The sequence below is a fragment of the Pseudomonas sp. 3A(2025) genome (assembly GCF_054589175.1).
In genome coordinates this window covers 11,981-35,201 of the sequence record NZ_BAAILM010000022.1, presented here as the reverse complement: position 1 = coordinate 35,201, position 23,221 = coordinate 11,981, and the positions used below count along the sequence as shown (strand labels likewise).

Below are 23,221 nucleotides of genomic sequence, written 5' to 3'. Positions count from 1 at the left end.
AGACACTTGCGCTAAGCTGCTGGCAATCTGCCGCGCTATCGCATGTGACACTCGTTACAAAGAAAGATTCACCGAATAAAGTCGTTCAAACAGGGAAGTTGCTTTGATGTCGTCGAAGTACGCTGTGACACTCCGTGCCTTGCATTCAGATGATATGGCGTTTATCGAGCGCCTCTTTGCCGGTTCGCGCCTGGCCGAAGTCTCCCGTTGCGGCTGGTCCACCGAGCAGATTGCGGCATTTCTCAGCCAGCAGTTCCACGCCCAGCACACCTATTACCAAGCCCATTATGCCGAGGCCGACTTCTGGATCATCGAGCATGAAGGGCAGCCTATCGGCCGTATTTACCTGTTCTGGGGGCCGAGCATCGTCAACCTTATCGATATCACACTGCTGCCCGAGTATCAGGGGCATGGTATCGGCTCTGCGCTGATCGATGCGCAGTTGCGCCGGGCCGATGAACTCGGATTGCGGATGAACCTGTATGTCGAAGCCTTCAACCCGGCGAAGCGTCTTTATGACCGTCTGGGTTTCATCCAGTGTGGCGACACCGGGGTGTATCTGCAGATGCGCCGCGAACCCATGACCCATTCCAGGAACGTCTCATGACCGACCCGATCATTTCCCTCATCCCCACTCGGGAAGATTTGCACGATGCCGACCCCGAGGGGTTTGCGCTGCAGATCGCGCCTGGCCAGGGTTTGAAAGTCAGCCTGCTGCAGGTCCGTGAGGGGCTACCGATGAGCGCCGGCTACGATTGTTATTCGCTGCTGCTCGCGCTACCCCAAGGGGTAAAGCTGCCACAGGCGGTGTTCAATCTCTTTGGCCCTGGACGCGAGCAACCCTGGGCTTTGCTGATGACGCCTGTCAAACCCGAAGCTGATGGGCGGCATGTGCTTGAAGCCGTTATTCACAGCAGTCGCCAACCCGCTGGCGTTGCGCTGTGACCACAGAATTTCAACCCCGCATGTCTACGTAAGGAAGTGACTGATGTCTGATCAATATCTCGGTGAAATCAGGATGGTGGGCTTCGACTTCGCCCCCTATGGCTGGGCGCAGTGCCAGGGACAGTTGATATCTATTACCCAGAACTCGGCCCTGTTTGCGCTCTTTGGAACCAACTACGGCGGTAATGGGCAGCAAACCTTCGGTGTGCCGGATCTCGTAGGCCGTACCCCGGTCGCTTTTGGTACCAGCGGCAGTGGCGCTCCTTCGTACGTGATCGGACAAAAGGGAGGCAACGCGCAGGTTACCCAAACGACGTTGAACATGCCGGCGCATAACCACCCTCTGGTCAATACCCTGGCGGTACAAGTCGACCCCACCGTGGTGCTCAACGTTGAAGCCAATCTCCAGATTCCAACCCCGGGCGCCTATCTGGCCCTGCCCACGGACAGCAGTGGCGGCGCGATCAACCTCTACCACGCCCCTGACAGCAGCCAAACCACGATTCCCCTGGCGCCGAACGCTGCGAGGCTGAACGGCAGTGTCGTCGAAGGCGTCGTAGGCGGCAGCCAGCCAATCTCGGTTCTCAACCCTTACAGCGCGGTCAACTTCATTGTCGCGATGCAGGGCGTTTACCCAACCCGTCAGTAATAGCGACAACCGGCGGTGCCCTCGGGCACCGCCACTTTTTCGAGCGCATCGCTGGAGCTGGCGATGCGTAGGCACTCCAGGAGGTGCAGCATGAAATTCATCGAACGATTCTCGCGTAAATCCACCCACCAGCCTCAATTGGCCGATGCCGTCGCGTCGCCGCTGTTGGTGGCTCTGGAGCCGCGGATCATGTTCGATGCGTCCGTTGGGGTGGTCGCCCAGGACGCCGCGGCCAACGTCGCCACCGACGCCGCCAGAGACAGCACCTCCTCAGACCAGACCGCGCCTGCGCCAGCCAGTGCCACCAGCAGCGGCGAGCAGAGCGGGCAGCGCCAGGAAGTCGTATTCGTCGATGGCCAGGTAGCCAATGTCGGCGAACTGCTCGAAGGCCTGTCGGGCAACGCCGAGGTAGTGATTCTCGACCCGGACAAGGACGGCCTGCAGCAGATGGCCGACTACCTTCAGGGCCGCGAGGGCCTGGACGCCATTCACCTGCTGTCCCACGGGGCCGACGGCAGCGTGCAGATGGGCAATGTCTGGCTGGCCAGCAATAACCTTGCCGAACACCGCCAGGCACTGGAAAGCATCGGCGCGGCACTCAAGGCCGACGGCGACCTGATGCTGTATGGCTGCAATGTCGTCGAAACCGAAAAGGGCCAGGCCTTCCTTGATGAACTGGCGACTATCACCGGTGCCGACGTCGCCGCTTCCATAGACGACACCGGGGCATCGGCCCTGGGCGGCAACTGGACGCTGGAGCGCAGTGTCGGCTCGATCGAAACCACGGCGCTGGGAGCGCAACTGGAGGGTTACAGCGCCCTGATGGCCGTCAGCTTCAGCGGTGGCGCCGACATGAACGCGCCGGTACTGGCGGCCGGCAACCTGCCCAAAATGGTCATCGGCGACTTCAACAACGACGGGCGTGACGACATTCTGTATCAGACTGGCGCCGCCGGTACTGCATGGAAGTTTGCCATCGGCAATGCCAACGGCACGTTCACCATTGTCGATCAGACCAATGCCCTGTCGCCGTTTCGCAACGTAGCGATGATCGACGCGACCACCACCGGCACCAACTATTACGCCGCCGACTTCGACCGTGACGGTGATATCGATCTGCTGGGCGTGCCGGGCACATCGGGCCAGGCCTTCCTGTACCGCAACGTCAATGGCGTGTTTACTCGTGAAGCCACCACAGGCTTCGGCGGTGCTCAATTCGGTGTGCGCCTGGCGGTCGGCGATTTCGACGGGGACGGTGCTGCCGACATTCTGTACCAGCCAGGCACAGTCGATCCCTCCAATTCCTGGCGCTACGCCAAGAACAATGGCGATGGCACCTTCACCGACGTTCCCCAGAGCGCCTCGCCGTTCGCGGGGTTCACCCTGGCGGCCTACAGCACCTTCAACTACCGGGTGATAGATTTCGACGGTGATGGCGACCTGGACATCATCGCGATGCTCAGCAACAGCACCGGCTCACTGTACCTCAATAATGGCACAGGGGGCTTCAGCCTGGGCTCTACCTCGGGCTTTCCTGCACCGACATTTAGCCCTCGGGCGGTCTGGGGCGATTTCGATGGGGACGGCGACGCCGACATCTTCTGGCAGATTGGCGGCAACGGCACTGACTGGAACTATGGGGAAAACCTCGGCAACGGCAGCTTCAACATCATGACCAGGGCCAACTCACCGTTTGCCGGGCTGACCATGGTCGACTACCCCAGCAACAACTTCCGCATTGGCGACTTTGACGGCGATGGCGATACCGATCTGATCGGTTCTGCCGCAGGCGTAGGTGCCAGCGTGTACTACCAGAGTGGCTCTACGCCCAAACTGGTCAGTGCCACCCCGGCCGACGAGAGCTCAGGCGTCTCGCCAGCCGCCAGCATCGCGCTGACGTTCAGCCAGAGCGTGTCCAGGGGTTCCGGCAACATTTACATCGTGCGCACCAGCGATAACACCGTCATCCAGACCATCGCCGTGGGCAGTTCGCAGGTCTCCGGCTCCGGAACCACCTGGGTCATCGACCCGCTAATGGACTTGGCCCAGGGTACCGCTTACGCAGTGCGCATTGACCCCAAGACCTTTGTCAATGCCGACGGCAAGATCTACAAGGGCATCCTGAACAACACTGCGTTGAACTTCGTCACCTCAAGCAACGCCGCCCCGGTGATCGCCAGCCTCAACGGCGATTCCGGCAACTACACCGAGGGCAGCGCGGGCGTGTTGCTCGATGCCAGCGCCAACGCGACGGTCACCGACACCGACAGCGCCAACTTCAACACTGGCAACGTCACCGTGTCGATCAGCAACGGTGGCGTGTCCAGTGAGGACGTACTGTTGATCCTCAACGAGGGCAGCGGTACCGGGCAGATCGGCGTCAGCGGCAGCAACGTTTCTTTCGAAGGTACTCTGATCGGCACCTACGCTGGCGGTACCCTGGGCAATCCTCTGGTGGTCACCCTTAACAGCTCGGCGACCCCTGCCGCAGTCAGCGGGCTGCTGCACCGCCTGGCGTACAGCAACAGCAATACCGGCGATATCACTGCATCGACGCGCACCGTGCAGGTCACGGTCAGCGATGGCGCTGGCGGCACCAGCACCGCAGCCTCGGTAAGCGTTGCCATTGCCGCAGTGAACGATGCACCGACCCTGACCGCCACCGCGATCAACCCCACCTACACCGAGAATGGCGCGGCGACCGTGCTGTTCAGCGGCACGGCCATCAGCACCGTCGAAGCAGGGCAGAGCATCACCGGGCTGTATGTGCAGGTCACCAACCTGGCCAATGGCAACCTGGAAAAACTGATCATCGACGGCACCGCTGTCACCCTGATCGACCAGACTTCGGTGACCACGTCTACCAATGGCCTGAGCGTGGTGGTGGCTGTCACCGGCACCACCGCCACAGTGACCATCACCCATGCCGGAATATCCACGGCGCTGGCGCAGACCCTCGTCAACGGCATGGCTTACCGTAACGACAGCGAGACCCCGACGGGCGCCTCACGCACCGCCACCCTGACTGGTGTCCGCGATAGCGGCGGTACCAGCAACGGCGGTATCGACACTGCCACGGTCAGCGTGTCCAGCACGGTGACCGTGCTATCGGTCAACGATGCGCCGACCCTCAGCGGCGGCCCTTTTGTGCTGACGTCCGTCAACGAAGACACCACTACCGCAGGCTACGCGGTCAGCACTGTCCTCGGCAGCGTCACCTATGGCGACCTGGATACAAGCGCCCAGGTGGGTATCGCGGTCACCGCTACCAGCGGTCGCGGCACCTGGCAGTTCTCCACCGATGGCAGCATCTGGACCAGCTTCGGCACGGTTTCAAGCAGCAGCGCGCTGTTGCTGACTGCCAGCACCCAGGTCCGCTACATCCCTGATAGTGCCAACAGCGAGAACGTCGGCTTTACCTTCCGTGCCTGGGACCGCACCACCGGTACCGCGTCCACCAACGGTACCCGCAACACGGCCGACACCACCACCAACGGTGGCAGCACTGCGTTCTCCACCGGCACCGCCCAGGCCACGCTGGTCGTAACCACGCTCAACGACGCGCCCGTGATGACCCCGGTCGCGCCGAGCCTGCCGACACTGACCGATACCTCTATCGCCAATACCGGCGCCCTGGTCAGCACCCTCACCGGCGGTATCACCGATGTCGATACCGGTGCAGAGACGGGCATTGTCATCACCGGCCTGACGTCTACCTATGGCACATGGCAGTACTCCACCAACAACGGGACCAGCTGGAACAATGTCGGGGCTGTATCCGTCACTACCGCATTGCTGCTGCGCTCTACCGACCGCGTTCGCTTCATTCCCGACGGCATCCACGGTGAAACCGCGACCGTCACCTACAAGGCCTGGGACCAGACAAACGGCACTGCTGGCTTCCAGGGCTTCAAGATCAACACCGCCACCTCTGGCGGTACCCAGGCCTATTCCACGGCGACCGACACCGCCAGTGTGGTCGTGACCGCGGTCAACGATGCGCCGATCCTCACCGGCACGGGCGGCAGCGTGACCTGGACCGAGGGCAACAACAGCACGTCGATCCCGGTGGTCATCGACAGCGGCCTGACCATCAGCGACGCGGACGGTCCGGGAATCACCTCGGCTACCGTGTTCATCTCGGGCAACTACAGCAACGGCCAGGATTCTCTGGCGCTGGTGTCCAACCCGGCGATCATGGGCAACATCATCGGCTCGTGGGACGCCACCACCGGCACCCTGACCCTGAGCTCCGCCAGCAACCAGGCAAGCCTGGCGCAATTCCAGGCGGCGCTGCGGGCAGTGACTTACACCAACCTGGCGGACGCGCCTTCGACCTTGACCCGCACTGTGCAATTCAAGGTCAGCGACGGCAGCCTGGATTCCTCTGCGTTCAGCCGCACCATTGCCCTTACCGCGGTGGACGACACACCGCTGATCAATGCACCGGCGAGTACTCTGGTGGTCGAAGATGTTGCCTCGGCGATCAGCCAGATCAGCATAAGCGACGTCGATTCAAGCAGTGGCACCCTGACCCTGAGCGTCGGTTCCGGCAGCCTGGCCGCCAACAGTGGTGGCGGTGTGACTGTAGGCGGTACGTCCAGCGCGCTGACCCTGACCGGCACCATCACCGCGATCAACAACTTCATCGCCGGCAGCAACCTGAACTACACCACGGCGGCCGATGCCACCGCCGACGTGACCCTGACCATCAGCGTCGACACCGGCAGCGCGACCACCGCCAGCACCACCATGACCCTCAGCGTCGATCCGGTGAACGATGCCCCGGTAGTTACCGTGCCGGGCAGCATCAGCGCCACCGAGGATGTCGCCAGCGCCATCACCGGGGTCAGTTTCAGCGATGTCGACGCCGGCAGCGGCAATGTGATCGCGACCTTCTCGGTGGCCAGCGGCACCCTCAGCGCTGCCGCAGCCAGTGGCGTTACCATCAGCGGCGATGGCACCGGCACCCTGACCCTGACGGGCACGCTGGCCGATATCAATGCCTTGATCGCCGGCAACAACCTGACCTACCAGACCGCGCAGGATGCCACCGCCAATGTGACCCTGACGGTGAGCATCAACGACGACGGCAATACCGGAGGCGGCGCGCAGACCGACACCAAGACCGTCACCATCAACGTCACGGCGGTAAACGACGCCCCCGTCAATACGGTACCGACCACCCAGACCACGACGCAGGATATCGTCCTGGCATTCAACGATGCCAATGGCAACGCCATCTCGATCAACGATGTGGATGCCGGCAACAGCCTCATGACCGTGACCCTCATCACCACGAACGGTACCGTGTCACTGTCCGGCGCCAGCGGCGTGAGCTTCTTGATCGGCACTGGCGTAGATGACAACACCCTCAGCATTCAGGGCACCCAGACCAATCTGAATGCCGCGCTGCAGAACCTGACTTTCAAGCCGGACAGTGGCTTCCTCGGCACCGCCGGCCTGCTCGTGCGCAGCAACGACCAGGGCAATACCGGCAGCGGCGGGACCAGGCTCGATAACGATAACATCTCAATCAGGGTGGTTCCGGCCAATCCGAGGGTTACCAGCGTTGCCGCGCAGGGCCTGGATCGTACGGTGAAAGTCGGCGACGAAGTGCTGGTCAACATGGTCTTCGACCAGATCGTCAACGTCGATCTCACCGGTGGTACCCCGAGCCTGCTGCTGGAAACCGGCCTGGTCGATCGCAATGCGGTTTACCAGAGCGGGTCGGGCAGCAACACCCTGGTGTTCAAATACACGGTGCTGGCTGGCGACCTCAGCGCTGACCTGGACTTCCAGAGCACCGCAGCGTTGCAACTCAACGGTGCGGTACTGGCCAATGCCACCAGCGACCTGGCGATCCTCACTCTGCCGACTGTGGGCGGTGCGGACTCTCTCGGTGGTCGCAGCAATATCGTGGTCGACGGTGTGGCGCCGGTTGTGGCCAGCGTCAGCGTGCCGCCTGACGGCACCTACATCATCGGCCAGCACCTCGATTTTACGGTCAACTTCAGCGAGAACATGGTGGTCGATACCACCGGTGGCACCCCGCGCATCGCCGTGACCCTCGATACCGGGGGTACCGTGTACGCCGATTACATGTCCGGCTCCGGCAGCAGCGCCCTGGTGTTCCGCCTGACCGCCGCCAGCGGCCAGCTGGACATCAACGGCATCGCACTGGGCGGTTCGATCCAGCCCAACGGCAGCACCCTGCGGGACACCGCCGGCAACGACGCCGTGGTCACCCTGAACAACGTCGCCACTACCGCCAACGTCACTGTCGACGGCGTAGTGCCGACCGTGCTCAGTGTGGCCACACCGGGCGACGGTACCTACAAGGCCGGTGACGTATTGAGCTTCACCGTCAACGCCAGCGAAGCGCTGCGCACTGGCGCGCTGGCGCCACGGCTGGTGCTCGATGTCGGCGGCGTGACCCGCTACGCCACTTATGTCTCCGGCAGCGGCAGCTCGGCGCTGACGTTCCAGTACACGGTGCAGCCCGGCGACAACGACAACAATGGCATCGTGGTCAGCAGCCTCGATTTGCGCAGTGAACCACTGACCGATCTGGCCGGCAACGACCTGAACCTGACGCTGAACAGCGTGGGCAGCACCGCCGGTGTGCTGGTGGACACTGCGGCGCCGAGTGCCAGCGGCATCGTCCGTGTCGGTTCAACGCCGACCAACAGCAGTTCGGTCAGCTTCACCGTGACCTTCAGCGAAAGCGTCAGCGGCGTGGATGCCTCGGACCTCAGCCTGAGCCTGACCGGCACCGCGTCCGGCACTATTGCCAGCGTCACTCAGGTGGATGCCCGGACCTACACCGTGCTGGTCAATGGCATCGGCGGCACCGGCAGTCTGGGCCTGGACCTGAATGCCAGCGGCACTGGCATCGTCGATGCGGCGGGCAACGCAATTACCGGCGGCCTGACCGGCGCGACTTACAGCATCGACCGCGTGGCGCCAAGCGTCACCAGCGTCGGTGTGCCGGCCAACGGCACCTACGTGGCCGGGCAGAACCTGGACTTCACCGTCAACTTCAGTGAAGCCGTGCAGGTGGATACCACAGGCGGCACGGCGCGCATCGCTGTGACCCTCGACACGGGCGGTACCGCTTATGCCAGCTACCTGTCCGGCGCTGGCACCACTGCGCTGGTGTTCCGCCTGACCGTCGCCAGCGGTCAGCTCGACACCGACGGAATCAGCCTTGGCAACAGCATTGAGCTTAACGGCGCCACCCTGCGCGACACGGTAGGCAACGACATCGACACCACCCTCAATGGCCTGGGCAGCACCACGGGTGTGCTGGTCGATGCCGTGGTGCCGGTGGTGGACTCGGTCAGCCCGCCGCTCGACGGCAGCTACAAGGCCGGCGATGTGCTCAGCTTTACCGTCAACACCAGCGAAGGCCTGGTGGTCGATACTTCTACCGGCACGCCACGTCTGGTGCTGACCGTGGGCGGCGCGACCCGCTATGCGAGCTATGTTTCCGGCGCCGCTACCGGCGCGCTGCTGTTCCAGCACACCGTGCAGGCAGGCGACACCGCCGCCAGCGGCCTGGTGGTCGGCAGCACGATCGACCTTAACGGCGGCAGCGTACGCGATCTTGCCGGCAACAACCTTGAACTGAACCTCAACGGCCTGGGCAGCACCGCCGGCGTACTGGTAGACACCACAGCACCCACGGCCAGCGGTATCGTGCGGGTCGATTCGACACCGACCAACAGCAGTTCGGTCAGCTTCACCGTGACCTTCAGCGAAAGCGTCAGCGGCGTGGATGCCTCGGACCTCAGCCTGAGCCTGACCGGCACCGCGTCCGGCACTATTGCCAGCGTCACTCAGGTGGATGCCCGGACCTACACCGTGCTGGTCAATGGCATCGGCGGCACCGGCAGTCTGGGCCTGGACCTGAATGCCACCGGCACTGGCATCGTCGATGCGGCGGGCAACGCAATTACCGGCGGCCTGACTGGCGCGACCTACAGCATCGACCGCGTGGCGCCAAGCGTCACCCGCGTCGATGTACCAGCCAACGGCACTTACGTCGCCGGGCAGGACCTGGACTTCACCGTCAACTTCAGTGAAGCGGTACAGGTGAATACTGCGGGCGGTACGCCGCGTCTCGCCGTGACCCTGGATACTGGCGGCACGGTCTTCGCCGACTATGTGTCCGGCTCCGGCAGCAACGCCCTGGTATTCCGTCTGACCGCCGCCAGCGGCCAGGTGGACAGCAACGGCATCGCCCTGGGCAGTTCGATCCAGCTCAACGGCGGCACCCTGCGCGACAGCGTTGGCAACGACACCGTGCTCACGCTGAACAACGTCGCCAGCACCGCCAACGTCAATGTCGACGGCGTGGTGCCGACCGTGCTCAGCGTGACCACACCGGGCGACGGCAGCTACAAGGCCGGTGACGTGCTGAGCTTCACCGTCAATGCCAGCGAAACCCTGCAGACCGGCGCGCTGGCGCCACGGCTGGTGCTCGATGTCGGTGGCGTGACCCGTTACGCCACTTATGTCTCCGGCAACGGCAGCGCGGCGCTGGTGTTCCAGTACGTGGTGCAGGCCGGTGACAACGACAACAACGGCATCGCGGTCAGCAGCCTCGACCTGCGCGGCGAACAGCTGACCGATCTTGCCGGCAACGACCTGAACCTGACGCTCAATAGCGTCGGTAACACCGCCGGTGTGCTGGTGGATACTGCGGCGCCGAGTGCCAGTGGCATCGTCCGTGTCGATGCAACACCGACCAACAGTGGCGCCGTCAGCTTTACCGTGACCTTCGACGAAAATGTCAGCGGTGTGGATGCCTCGGACCTCACCCTGACCTTGACCGGCACCGCGTCAGGCAGCATTGCCAGCGTTACCCAGGTGGATGGCCGGACCTACACGGTGCTGGTCAATGCCATCGGCGGTAACGGCAGTCTGGGCCTTGACCTGAATGCCAGCGGCACCGGCATCGTCGATGCGGCGGGCAATGCCATTACCGGCGGCCTGACCGGCGCGATCTACACCATCGACCGCGTGGCACCCAGCGTCACCCGCGTCGATGTGCCGGCCAACGGCAGCTATGTCGCCGGGCAGAATCTGGACTTCACCGTAAACCTGGACGAGGCGGCACTGCTCGATACCACAGGCGGCAGCCCGCGCCTGGCAATCACGCTGGACACCGGCGGCACCGTCTATGCGAACTACCTGTCCGGTGCCGGCACCACTGCGCTGGTGTTCCGCCTGACGGTTGCCAGCGGCCAGTTCGACAGCAACGGCATCAGCGTCGGCAACAGCCTTCAGCTTAATGGCGCGACCCTGCGTGACGCGGCCGGCAACGACGTCAACACGACCCTCAATGGCCTGGGCAGCACCACAGGTGTGCTGGTCGATGCCATCGTGCCGGTGGTGAGCTCGGTCGGCCTGCCGGCTGACGGCAGCTACAAGGCCGGCGATGTGCTCAGCTTCACCGTCAACACCAGCGAAGGTGTGCTGGTCGATACCGCCAGCGGTACGCCGCGTCTGGTATTGACCGTGGGCAGTGCGACTCGCTATGCCAGCTATGTCTCCGGCGCCGCCGATGGCGCGCTGGTGTTCGAATACACGGTGCAGGCGGGCGACACCGCCGCCAGCGGCCTGCTGGTCGGCAGCACCCTGGACCTCAATGGCGGCAGCGTACGCGACCCGGCTGGCAACGACCTGACACTGAACCTCACGGGGCTGGGCAGCACCGCGGGTGTACTGGTGGACACCACGGCGCCGGCTGCCAGCGGCATCGTCCGTGTCGATCCGAACCCGACCAACAGTGCAGCGGTCAGCTTCACCGTGACCTTCAGCGAAGACGTCAGCGGTATGGATGCTGCGGACCTCAATCTGCTCTCCACCGGCACCGCGTCCGGCACTATCGCCAGCGTTACCCGGGTGGATGGTCGGACCTACACCGTGCTGGTCAATGCCATCGGCGGCGACGGCAGCCTGCGCCTCGATCTGAATGCCAGCGGCACCGGCATTGTCGACGCCGCCGGCAACGCCATCACCGGCGGCCTGGTCGGCGCCAGCTACACCATCGACCTTGTCGCGCCAAGCGTCACCAGTGTCGATGTGCCGGTCGACGGCACCTATGTCGCCGGGCAGGATCTGGACTTCACCGTCAACTTCAGTGAAGCGGTACTGGTGAATACCGCAGGCGGTACGCCGCGCATTGCCGTGACCCTGAACACCGGCGGTACGGTCTTCGCCGACTATGTGTCCGGCTCCGGCACCAATGCGCTGGTTTTCCGCCTGACGGCTGCCAGCGGTCAGGTAGACAGCGACGGCATCAGCGTCGCTACCAGCATTCAGCTCAATGGCGCCATTGTGCAAGACGCGGTGAGCAACGCGGCCAACCTGACCCTCAATGGTCTGGGCGATACCTCGGGCGTGCTGATCGATGCCGTAGTGCCGGTAGTGGACTCGGTCGACCTGCCGGCCGACGGCAGCTACAAGGCCGGTGATGTGCTGAGCTTTACCGTCAACACCAGCGAAGGCGTGGTGGTCGATACTTCTACCGGCACGCCGCGTCTGGTGCTGACCGTGGGCGGCGCGACCCGCTATGCCAGCTATGTCTCCGGGGCCGCCAGTGGCGCGCTGTTGTTCCAGTACACCGTGCAGGCGGGCGACACCGCCGCCAGCGGCCTGGTGGTCGGCAGCACCCTGGACCTCAACGGCGGCACGGTGCGCGAGTCGGCCGGCAACAATCTGGAACTGAACCTCAATGGCCTGGGCAGCACCGCCGGCGTACTGGTAGACACCACAGCACCCACGGCCAGCGGCATTGTGCGTGTCGATGCAAACCCGACCAACAGCAGTGCAGTCAGCTTTACCGTGACCTTCAGCGAAGACGTCAGCGGCGTGGATGCCTCGGACCTCAGCCTGAGCCTGACCGGCACCGCGTCCGGCAGCATTGCCAGCGTCACCCAGGTGGATGCTCGGACCTACACCGTGCTGGTCAATGGCATCGGCGGTAATGGCAGCCTGGGCCTGGACCTGAACGCCAGTGGCACCGGCATCGTCGACGCGGCGGGCAACGCACTGACCGGCGGCCTGACCGGCGCGACTTACACCATCGACCGCGTGGCGCCGAGTGTCACCCGCGTCGATGTGCCGGCCAACGGCACCTATGTCGCCGGACAGAACCTCGATTTCACCGTCAACTTCAGTGAGAACGTGATAGTCGACACCGCAGGTGGCGTGCCACGCATTGCCGTGACCCTGGACACCGGTGGCACGGTTTACGCCAACTATGTGTCCGGCTCCGGTGGCGGTGCCCTGGTGTTCCGCCTGACTGCCGCCAGCGGCCAGCTGGACAGCAACGGCATCACCCTGGGCAGTTCGATCCAGCTCAACGGCGGTACGTTGCGCGATACCGCTGGCAACGACACCTTGGCCACCCTCAACAACGTCGCCAGCACCGCCAATGTCAATGTCGACGGCGTGGTGCCGACCGTGCTCAGCGTGGCTACGCCAGGCAGCGGCAACTACACGGCCGGCGATGTACTGAGCTTTACCGTCAATGCCAGCGAAGCCCTGCAGACCGGCGCGCTGGCGCCACGGCTGGTGCTCGATGTCGGTGGCGTGACCCGTTACGCCACTTATGTCTCCGGTAACGGCAGCGCGGCGCTGGTGTTCCAGTACGTGGTGCAGGCCGGCGACAACGACAGCAACGGCATTGCGGTCAGCAGCCTCGACCTGCGCGGCGAACCGCTCACCGATCTTGCCGGCAATGACCTGAACCTGACGCTCAACAGCGTCGGCAGTACCGCCGGTGTACTGGTGGATACCGGGGCACCAAGTGCCAGTGGCATCGTCCGTGTCGATACAACACCGACCAACAACGGTGCGGTCAGCTTTACCGTGACCTTCAACGAAGACGTCAGCGGTGTCGATGCCGGCGACTTCAGCCTGGCCCTCACCGGAACTGCCGGTGGCACGATCACCACGGTCACCCAGGTCAACGGTTCTACCTGGACGGTTCTGGTGGATAACCTGAGCGGTGCCGGCAGCCTCGGCTTGAATCTCAATGCCAGCGGTACCGGCATTGTCGACACGGCTGGCAATGCAATTACCGGCGGCCTGACCGGCGCGACTTACACCATCGACAGCGTGGCGCCGAGCGTCACCCGCGTCGATGTGCCGGTCAACGGCAGCTATGTCGCCGGGCAGAACCTGGACTTCACCGTCAACTTCAGCGAAGCGGTGCAGGTGAATACCACCGCCGGCACGCCACGCATCGAAGTGACCCTGGACACCGGCGGTACCGCGTACGCGACCTACCTGTCCGGCGCGGGAACCAATGCGCTGGTGTTCCGCCTGACCGTCACCAGCGGTCAGATCGACAGTGACGGCATCAGCGTCGGCAACAGCATCCAGCTCAACGGCGCCACTGTGCAAGATGCAGTGAACAACGCTGCCAACCTGACCCTCAACGGTCTGGGCGATACCTCGGGTGTACGGGTCGATGCTGTGGTGCCGGTGGTGGACTCGGTCGGCCTGCCGGCTGATGGCAGCTACAAGGCCGGCGATGTATTGAGTTTCACCGTCAACACCAGCGAAGGCGTGGTGGTTGATACCACCAGCGGCACGCCGCGTCTGGTGCTGACCGTAGGCGGCGTGATCCGCTATGCCAGCTATGTCTCCGGCGCCGCCGGTGGCGCACTGCTGTTCCAGTACACCGTGCAGGCGGGCGATACCGCCGCCGGCGGTCTGGTGGTCGGCAGCACGCTGGACCTCAACGGTGGCACGGTGCGCGATCCGGCCGGCAACAATCTGGAACTGAACCTCAATGGCCTGGGCAACGCCGGTAACGTGCTGATCGACACCACGGTGCCGACGGCCAGCGCGCTGGTCGCTTCGCCGAACAGCGACGGTTCGGTCAGTTACACCCTGACGTTCAGCGAGAACGTCAGCGGTGTGGATATCAGCGATTTCAACCTGGTGCTCAGTGGTAATGCGGCGGGCAACATTGCCAGCGTCACCCAGGTGGACGGTCGTACCTACACCGTGCTGGTCAATGGCATCGGCGGCACCGGCAGCCTGCGCCTGGACCTGAACGCCACTGGCACCGGCATCGCCGACGCAGCGGGCAACGCCGTCAGTAGCGGTCTCACGGGTGAAAGCTACACCGTCGATGGGGCGGCGCCGAGCGTCACCACCGTCGATGTGCCGGCAGGTGGCAGCTACAAGGCCGGCGATGTGCTGAGCTTTACCGTTAACACCAGCGAAGGCGTGGTGGTCGATACGTCTACCGGCACACCGCGTCTGGTGCTGACCGTGGGCGGTGTGACCCGTTATGCCAGCTATGTCTCTGGCGCCGCCAATGGCGCGCTGGTGTTCCAGTACACCGTGCAGGCGGGCGACACCGCCGCCAGCGGTCTGGTGGTGGCAAGCACCCTGGACCTCAATGGCGGCAGCGTGCGTGATCCGGCCGGCAACGACCTGGCGCTGGACCTCAATGGACTGGGCAACACCGGCAACGTACTGATCGACACCACGGCGCCGACAGCCGGCAGTCTGCTGCGGGTCGACGCCTCGCCGACCAATAGCGGCTCGGTCAGTTACACCCTGACGTTCAGCGAGAACGTCAGCGGCGTGGATGCCTTGGACCTCAGCCTGTTCTTCACCGGTAGCGCGTCCGGCAGCATCGCCAGCGTCACCCAGGTGGACGGTCGGACCTACACCGTGCTGGTCAACGGCATCGGCGGCACCGGCAGCCTGCGCCTGGACCTGAATGCCAGTGGCACCGGCATCGTCGATGCGGCCGGTAACGCGCTTACCGGCGGCCTGACCGGCGCCAGCTACAGCATCGACCGTGTGCTACCGAGTGTGGTCGACGTCGATGTACCGGCGGGCGGCAGCTACAAGGCCGGCGATGTGCTGAGCTTCACCGTCAACACCAGCGAAGGCGTGGTGGTTGATACGTCCACCGGCACACCGCGTCTGGTGCTGACTGTGGGTGGCGTGACCCGTTATGCCAGCTATGTCTCTGGCGCTACCAGCGGTGCGCTGGTGTTCCAGTACACCGTGCAGGCGGGCGACACTGCCGCCGCCGGTCTGGTGGTCGGCAGCACGCTGGACCTCAATGGCGGCACCGTACGCGATGCGGTCGGCAATAACCTTGTGCTGAACCTCAATGGTCTGGGCAATGTCGGCAACATACTGATCGACAGCACGGCGCCGACCGCCGGCAGCCTGGTACGGGTCGACGCTTCGCCGAACAGCGGTAGCTCGGTCAGCTACACCCTGACGTTCAGCGAGAACGTCAGCGGCGTGGATATCAGCGATTTCAATCTGGTGCTCAGCGGCACCGTCAGCGGCAGCATCGCCGGCATCACTCAAGTGGATGGTCGGACCTATACCGTGCTGGTCAACGGCATCGGCGGCACCGGTAGCCTGCGCCTGGACCTGAATGCCAGTGGCACTGGCATTACCGACGCGGCGGGCAATGCGCTTGCGGGCGGACTGACCGGTGCCAGCTACAGCATCGACCGTGTTGCTCCGAGCGTGGTCGGCGTCACTGTGCCTGCCAACGGCACTTACGTTGCCGGGCAGAACCTGGACTTCACCGTCAACTTCAGTGAAGCGGTGCTGGTGAATACCACTGGCGGCATTCCGCGCATCGAAGTGACGCTGGACACCGGCGGTACCGCGTACGCGACCTACGTGTCGGGTGCCGGTACCAACGCCCTGGTGTTCCGCCTGACCGTTGCCAGCGGCCAGCTGGACGCCACCGGCATCAGTGTCGGCAACAGCATCCAGCTCAATGGCGGTGCCGTCGCAGACAGCATCGGCAACAGTGTTGTTACCGCCCTGAACGGGCTGCCGGACACTTCTCTGGTACGGATCGACGCGATCGTGCCGACCGTCACCACCGTGGGCCTGCCGGCGACAGGCGCCTACAACGCCGGCGACGTGCTGCGCTTCACTGTGAACGTCAGCGAGGCGGTCAACGTCGACACCAGCACCGGCACCCCGCGTGTCGCGCTGAACATCGGCGGCGTGACCCGCTACGCCAGTTATGTGTCCGGCTCCGGTAGCAACGCGCTGGTGTTCGAGTACACCGTGCAGGCAGGCAACAACGCTGCCGGTGGCATCGGCCTGTCAGGCACTCTCGACCTCAACGGCGGTAGAGTACGGGACGTTGCAGGCAATGCGCTGAACCTGGCGCTGAATACCCAGGGCGTGGTCAGCGGTGTGGTGATCGACACCGTGGCGCCGCAGGTCAGCGATATCGTGCGCGTCGACCTGAACCCGACCAACAGCGGATCGGTGCGCTACACCGTGACCTTCGACGAGAGCGTGACCGGTGTCGACAGTGCCGATTTCGCCCTGGTCTTCAGCGGTTCGGCCAGTGGCCGCATCGCCTCGGTAGAGCAGGTCAACGGTCGCACCTACATCATCCTGGTCGATAACCTGAGCGGCGCCGGCAATGTGCGCCTTGACCTGAACAGCAGCGCAACCGGCATCGTCGACGCCGCGGGCAACCCGGTGACCGGCGGCCTGGAAGGCAGCAGCTACAGCATCGATCGCGTGGCGCCGAGCGTCACCGGTATGGATGTCCCTGCCAGTGGCACCTACGTCGCCGGCCAGACCCTGGACTTCACCGTGCGCACCAATGAAGCGGTACTGGTGGACAACGGCGACGGCAATCCGCGACTGGCGATCACTCTGGACAACGGCACGGTGGCTTACGCCAACTACCAGTCGGGCTCCGGCGGCACGGCCCTGGTGTTCCGTCTCAACGTCACCAGCGGCATGGCCGGTAACAGTACCTTCGCCGTTGCGCCGTCCATCGACCTTAATGGCGGCAGCATCCGCGATGCCCGTGGCAACGACGCCAACACCGGTCTGAACAGCATCGGCGACACCAGCGGCATCCTCGTCGATGCCAAGGCACCCTTGCCGACCAGCATCGTGGTGGACGGGCCGGTACGGGTGGGCGACCGTACGCTCAGTTTCACCCTGACCTTCGACGAGGCCGTCAGCGGCGTCGACCTCAGCGACTTCAGCGTGAGCGGTACCGGCAGTGCCAGCGGCACCGTGCAATCGGTGCAGCAGATCGATGCCACCACCTACCGCATCACCGTGGGTAACCTGAGCGGCACGGGCGCGCTGGGCTTGAGCCTGAACGCGCTGAACAGCGGCATCCGCGACCAGGCCGGCAACGACCTGGCACGCAGCCTCACCAGTGCGCTGCAGACCATCCAGTCACAGGATATCGGTGACCTCAACTACCGGCTCAACCCACCCGATACCCTGAGTACGCCACAAACAGTGGTGGTGCAGCCGCAGGTGCCTGGCTTCGTGCCTGCTAACGCGGTGTCGCCACTGGCCCTGCCGGGCTTGTTCGAGGTTCGCACCGTGGGCGGCAATGTGCAGCCTCTGGGCATTATCTTTCTCGGCAACGGCAGCAGCGCACCGAGCTTCATCGCCCAGGTCTTCGGCAGCAGCGGCCTGAGCGACCTCGCTGGCAACCAGAACGGCTTTGGTGGCGGGGAGGGCGGCGTGTTCGGCAGCAGTACCTTCGCCGGCATTTTCAGCCGCGCGATACCGGGTGTCAGCGAGATGAACGTATTCAACGGTTCTCAGTGGAAACAGAGCGACCTCAATCAGGGGCTGCGCGGAATGTTCGGGGCACCGACCCTGGGCCAGCAGCTGCAGCAGATCAACGATGCCGACGAGCGCCATGTACGCGAGTTGGCCATGGCCCTGGCTCAGCCGGCGAAGATCGGGAAGCGGGCATGAAGTACTGCACACAATTACGAAATAAAGCCGTACCAGGGGGCGGCCCAAGGATGAATAAAAGCCAGAAACTGTTCGGTGCCAGCTTGCTGGCGCTGGCCATCAGCGGTTGTGCTGTCACCAGCCAGCCTATCGACCGCAGCGCCAGCGAGGAACGTGCGCGCACCGACCTGGCCACCATGTTCAAGGACCAGGAACCGCTCAACGGTCCGTTGACCGTGCACCAGGCCATGGCCCGCGCGGTGAAGTACAACCTTGAAGCACGCCTGAAAATCATGGAAGAGGCGCTGTCCAAGCGTCAGGTCGACCTGTCCCGCTACGACATGCTGCCGCGCATGGCGCTGGCCGCCGGTTACGCCGGTCGCAACAGCGTCGGCGCTTCCAGCAGCCAGAGCATCGAGACCGGTACCCAGTCCCTCGAACCTTCGACCTCCCAGGATCGCGACCGCGACGTGGCCGACCTGACCATGGTCTGGAACGTGCTGGACTTCGGTGTCAGCTACGTCAGCGCCAAGCAGCAGGCCGACCAGCGCCTGATCCTTGAAGAGCGCCGGCGCAAGGTGATTCACACCATCACCCAAGACGTGCGTTCGGCGTACTGGCGTGCGGTGGCGGCACAACGCCTGCTGAACCAGATCGATGGCCTGATGAGCCGCATCCACCAGGCCCGCGATAATAGCCAGCGCATGGCCACCCAGCGCGTCGGTGATCCGGTGCAGACGCTCAGTTACCAGCGCGCGCTGATCGAAGCCACCCGGCAGCTGGAAGAGCAGCGCCGTGCGCTGTCGCTGGCCAAGACCGAACTGGCGGCGCTGATCAACCTGCCGCTCAATAGCAATTTCACCCTGGCACCGGATGAAGGTTATGTGGTGCCGAAATTCACCGGCGACCTCGCCAGGCTGGAACAGCAGGCCCTGTCGAGCCGTCCGGAACTGCGCGAGCAGGATTACCAGGCGCGCATCAGTGCCGCCGAAACCCGCAAGGCCATGCTGCGCATGCTGCCGGGCCTGGAGTTCTCGCTGGGCGGTCATTACGACAGCAACTCCTTTCTGACCACCCAGAGCTGGGCCGACTACGGGGTCAAGATCACCTGGAACCTGTTCAACGTGCTCTCGGCACCGGCAGCGATCAAGGTGGCCGAGGCCGGCGAAGATGTGGCCGCAGCCCGTCGTCAGGCGATGTCCATGGCGGTGTTGGCACAGTTGTATGTGGCCAACGCCAACTACAACGAGGCCGTGCGTCAGTTTCACACCAGCGAAGAGCTGGCAGGTCTCGACGGCCAGATCGCCGAACAGCTGCGTAACCGCTACCAGACGCAGAACATCGGTGAGCTGGAACTGATTCAGGGTGAGCTGAACAACCTGCAAACCCAGCTCAAGCGCGACCTGTCCTATGCAGAATTGCGCAATGCCTACGCCCAGTTGTACGTCAGTTCCGGCAGCGACCCGCTGCCCGATTCTCTGCCGGACAACAACCTGCAGACCATCGCCACGGCACTGCAGAACAGTGAGGCAAACTGGGGCCGTTGATTGTTTTTTGTATCGCTATCCAGGGAGAAAGGTATCGATGATTGATTCACCACTAGAGTACGGCATCGGCATCAGCGCCAACTCGCTTGCCGGGGAAATCGGGCTCAAGTCGGTGCCTGATACCTTCGGTGGGGTGTGGGACGTGCTGTTGAAGGACCATGGCTACGGGAATTTCTCGCCGGTGGATGCCCTTTTACAGCGCACTCTCGGCCCACTGAACCGGGTCAGCTCAAATATCAGCGGCATCCACCGCCATATCGATCATTACTGCCCCGACATTAGCGCCTACCCGCTGGCCGCTGCAGTCGGCACTATCGAGTCCATCTACCGGGACTACCACGGTTTGCTCGGGATGTTGCAGGCTTCTATTCGCGAGCAGGCGGCGGGCAGTTATCAGGGCGCAGCCGACCGTCTGATCGCGCTGGGTCGTCTCGGTGCATTGGGCAGCCGGGTGGGCAGCGAGATCGGTGCGAATCTGAAAACGCTCCAACGCTTGCTGAACAAGACCGATAGCGGCTTCATCGACCCGTTCTATCAGCAACAGCGCGAGCGCGACTTTGTGTCGTTCTTCTATGCGACCAAGTTCTATTATGCCCGCTTTTATCTGGCGCAGATCAAGGCATTCATGCTGCTGCATCTGGTGGATCGAGACCCGTGCGTCCCCTACAGGCTGACCACTGAACTCAAGGGGTTCGAGGAGGAGCTGCGCAAAGGGGAGTTTCAGATGTTCTGCACCCTGCACCAGCCCGTCAAGGACATGGTCCAGCGGCTGGTGGCCGGGCCGCAGGGGATACAGGGGGGGGTGGCCGTATCCTTGCGCAGTCCTTACGGCAACGGCCTGAAATTTGACCGGGACAACGTATTGCAAGTGTCTCAGGATATTCAGGAGTGGTGGCTTGAACCTGTCGAGCCGCTGGTCTTCAACCCGCACATCGATCACCATTTTCGTCTGCGGCACGCGGCATCTGACAAGTGGCTGTTTCTGGATGGGCCACAGCGCGCGCTGGGCGTCAGGGACGAACACAAGAAGCGGGACAGGCACCACAGGGACGACAAGGCGCTTGCGGGCTGGGCCATTTCTTTCGAGCACGGCCCCATGGCGTTCCGTTTGAAATACCAGGGCCAGCCTGACGACCCCAATAGCGGTAAACATCTGGTGAGCTACGCTGCCGCCAAGCCCGGCGAATACAAGGTCGAGAGTCGATTGTTAAGCAACCCGTTCGACAGGGACCGGCACTTCTACTTCCATTCCCATGAGGTTTCGGTCAAGGAGAAACTGCTGGTCGATGAGTACCTGCGTCCGGGCGATTACCTGCGATCGGCCGAAGATACCTATCGTCTTTATTACCGCCACCAGGGAGCGGTGGAAATGGTCAGAACCCTTGACAACAAAGTGCTCTGGGCGGGTGGAACCCAGGTTGTGCTGACGTCGGGTCGTTTGTTGCTGCAGCCGGACGGTAACTTCGTCGCCTACAACGATGAAGGAATGCCCTACTGGGCGTCCGGCAAGTATTTCAAGGATCAACAGAGCATTTATCGCAATTCAGTGCTGAAACTGCGCCCCGATGGCCGCCTGGAAATCGGCCTGCCGGGCAAGGAAGCTTTCTGGCTCAGCCCCGCCTGAACGCACTGGTTGACCATGGATCTCACGGCCATTACAGGGATTACGCTTCGATGATCAATTCTCCGCTTCATTACGGTATCCGGATTGGCGCCGCAGAACTGGCCGAGGATACCGGCCTTGCGCAGTTGCCCGCCGCTGTCGAAGGCGTCTGGGATGTGCTGTTGCAAGATCACGGCTTCAGTGAGCCTCACCGGGTCAGTGAAATGCTGGAGCGCCGCCTGGCAAAACTGGACAGGGCCCGTTTACGGATCGAGCAGGTCCGCCGTCAGGCCGACCTGTATCGCCTGGATCTCTCGAAGTACCAGATTGCCCCCGCGCTTCATAACATCGAGTCCATCTACCGCGAATACGACAGCCTGATCGCCAGACTGCTCGCGGGTATCAGAGAGCAGGCCGCGGGAGGCTTGCAAGGCGCCGCCGACCGGGTACTGGCGCTGGGACGTCTGGGCTGCCTTGCAAGCCGGATCGTCAGCGAGGTCGGGGCTGATCTCAAAAAGCTCCAGATGCTGCTCAGCAACAACTACCGGCAGTATTTCCTTGAAGATTTTTTCCAGGATCAGTCCCGGCGCGATTTCGTGTCGTTTTTCTACGCCATGAAATTCTCTTATGTCCGCTTCTATCTGGCGCAGGTCAAGGCGCAGTTCCTGTTGCGCATGGTTGACCGTGACCCGTGCACGCCGTTCAGGTTGACCCGGGAGCTGGAGAACTTCCAGACCGAACTGGAAAAACAGCAACGCGAATTCACTCATTGGCTTCCTGAACAGGTCGAGAACCTGCTTCTGGAACTGGCGCAGGAACACCAGGGTATGGCCGGTGGCGCGGCGGTGTCGCTGCATTCCGCGCTCGAAGGCGAGGGCTTCCGGCCTGACGGCAACAAAGGTACCTACATGACCGAGCAACTCCAGGAGTGGCGCCTGGAGCCGATCGAGCCGTTGATTCTCAACCCGCACATTGACCACCGCTTTCGTCTCAAGCACGCCGTATCGGGCCTGATTCTGCAACCGGGTGGCGAGGGTACCCACACAATCAAGGACTGGAAAGAAGCTGACGGCGGATGGAAAGTTACCTGGAACCATAGATTCAAGGTCTTCAACCTGCAGTTCAAGGGACGGGAAAATGACCCCTCCCATGACCTTCGCCTGATTTCTCACTCTGCCCGACAAGGCGCGCCGCGCCGGCTGGATGGCAAGCGGGCGGCGACCCCTTACGATGAAGTCCAGCAATTTCATATCGACGTCTACTCCTCGGCTGTTCGCACGCGCCAGCAATTGCTGGTGGACGAACACCTCACGCCAGACAGCTATTTGAAGTCTGAGGGGGATATTTATCGCCTGTACTACCGCTACGACGGCGCAGTGCAGCTGGTCAGAACCGCTGACAATAAAGTGGTATGGGCGGCAGCGGACCGGGAAAAGGTCAGGGCGGGACGCTTGATGCTGCAACCGGACGGCCATTTCGTTGCATACGATCACGAGGGCCGGGCGTACTGGGCTACGGGCAAGTATTTCAAGGACGAGCAGCAGGTGTACAAAAAGTCGGTACTGAAGGTGCGCAAGGATGGGCGGGTGGCAATCGGGCTGCAAGGCAAGGAGGCGTTCTGGCTCAGCCCGGCTTGAGTCATTCAGCCAGAACTTAACAAGCCTGGGTGAAGTCTCAGCAAGACCTTCCATGATTCAAACGAGCATGCCCATGCACCCGACAGATTCA

Annotated in this window: 7 protein-coding genes; all 7 read left to right on the top strand. The window is 63.1% G+C overall.

Annotated features, from left to right (window positions below; genetic code table 11):
- The first annotated feature begins 106 nt into the window (after positions 1–106).
- The 7 genes from ACYP2A_RS08400 to ACYP2A_RS08370 all read left to right on the top strand — a co-directional run bounded on the left by ACYP2A_RS08400 (position 107) and on the right by ACYP2A_RS08370 (position 23,130).
- Positions 107–607, top strand: coding sequence for a GNAT family N-acetyltransferase (locus tag ACYP2A_RS08400; protein ID WP_459744349.1), 501 nt, complete (start codon positions 107–109; stop codon positions 605–607).
- Entirely contained in the window at positions 604–945 is a 342-nt protein-coding gene (locus ACYP2A_RS08395; protein ID WP_459744348.1) for a DUF6916 family protein, read from the top strand. The genes ACYP2A_RS08400 and ACYP2A_RS08395 overlap by 4 nt, the downstream gene beginning before the upstream one ends.
- Positions 946–988: 43 nt before the next feature.
- Entirely contained in the window at positions 989–1,594 is a 606-nt protein-coding gene (locus ACYP2A_RS08390; protein ID WP_459744346.1) for a phage tail protein, read from the top strand.
- Between the two features lie 90 nt (positions 1,595–1,684).
- Entirely contained in the window at positions 1,685–18,364 is a 16,680-nt protein-coding gene (locus ACYP2A_RS08385; protein ID WP_459744345.1) for a DUF4347 domain-containing protein, read from the top strand.
- Between the two features lie 50 nt (positions 18,365–18,414).
- The gene (locus tag ACYP2A_RS08380; protein ID WP_459744343.1) at positions 18,415–19,890 is read left to right on the top strand and encodes a TolC family protein; all 1,476 of its coding nucleotides are present in this window, start codon (positions 18,415–18,417) and stop codon (positions 19,888–19,890) included.
- Positions 19,891–19,927: 37 nt separating this feature from the next.
- A complete protein-coding gene (locus ACYP2A_RS08375; protein WP_459744342.1) occupies positions 19,928–21,514 on the top strand; it encodes a hypothetical protein in 1,587 nt (528 codons plus the stop codon).
- Positions 21,515–21,669: 155 nt separating this feature from the next.
- Positions 21,670–23,130: a hypothetical protein gene (locus ACYP2A_RS08370; protein ID WP_459744341.1), complete on the top strand. Its 1,461-nt coding sequence runs from the start codon at positions 21,670–21,672 to the stop codon at positions 23,128–23,130.
- Positions 23,131–23,221: the final 91 nt, after the last annotated feature.

What these genes read in the sequence shown, in the direction of transcription:
- ACYP2A_RS08395 (WP_459744348.1), top strand. Translation starts at nt 604, where the DNA reads ATGACCGACCCGATCATTTCCCTCATCCCCACTCGGGAAGATTTGCAC.
- ACYP2A_RS08390 (WP_459744346.1), top strand. Translation starts at nt 989, where the DNA reads ATGTCTGATCAATATCTCGGTGAAATCAGGATGGTGGGCTTCGACTTC.
- ACYP2A_RS08385 (WP_459744345.1), top strand. Translation starts at nt 1,685, where the DNA reads ATGAAATTCATCGAACGATTCTCGCGTAAATCCACCCACCAGCCTCAA.
- ACYP2A_RS08400 (WP_459744349.1), top strand. Translation starts at nt 107, where the DNA reads ATGTCGTCGAAGTACGCTGTGACACTCCGTGCCTTGCATTCAGATGAT.
- ACYP2A_RS08380 (WP_459744343.1), top strand. Translation starts at nt 18,415, where the DNA reads ATGAATAAAAGCCAGAAACTGTTCGGTGCCAGCTTGCTGGCGCTGGCC.
- ACYP2A_RS08375 (WP_459744342.1), top strand. Translation starts at nt 19,928, where the DNA reads ATGATTGATTCACCACTAGAGTACGGCATCGGCATCAGCGCCAACTCG.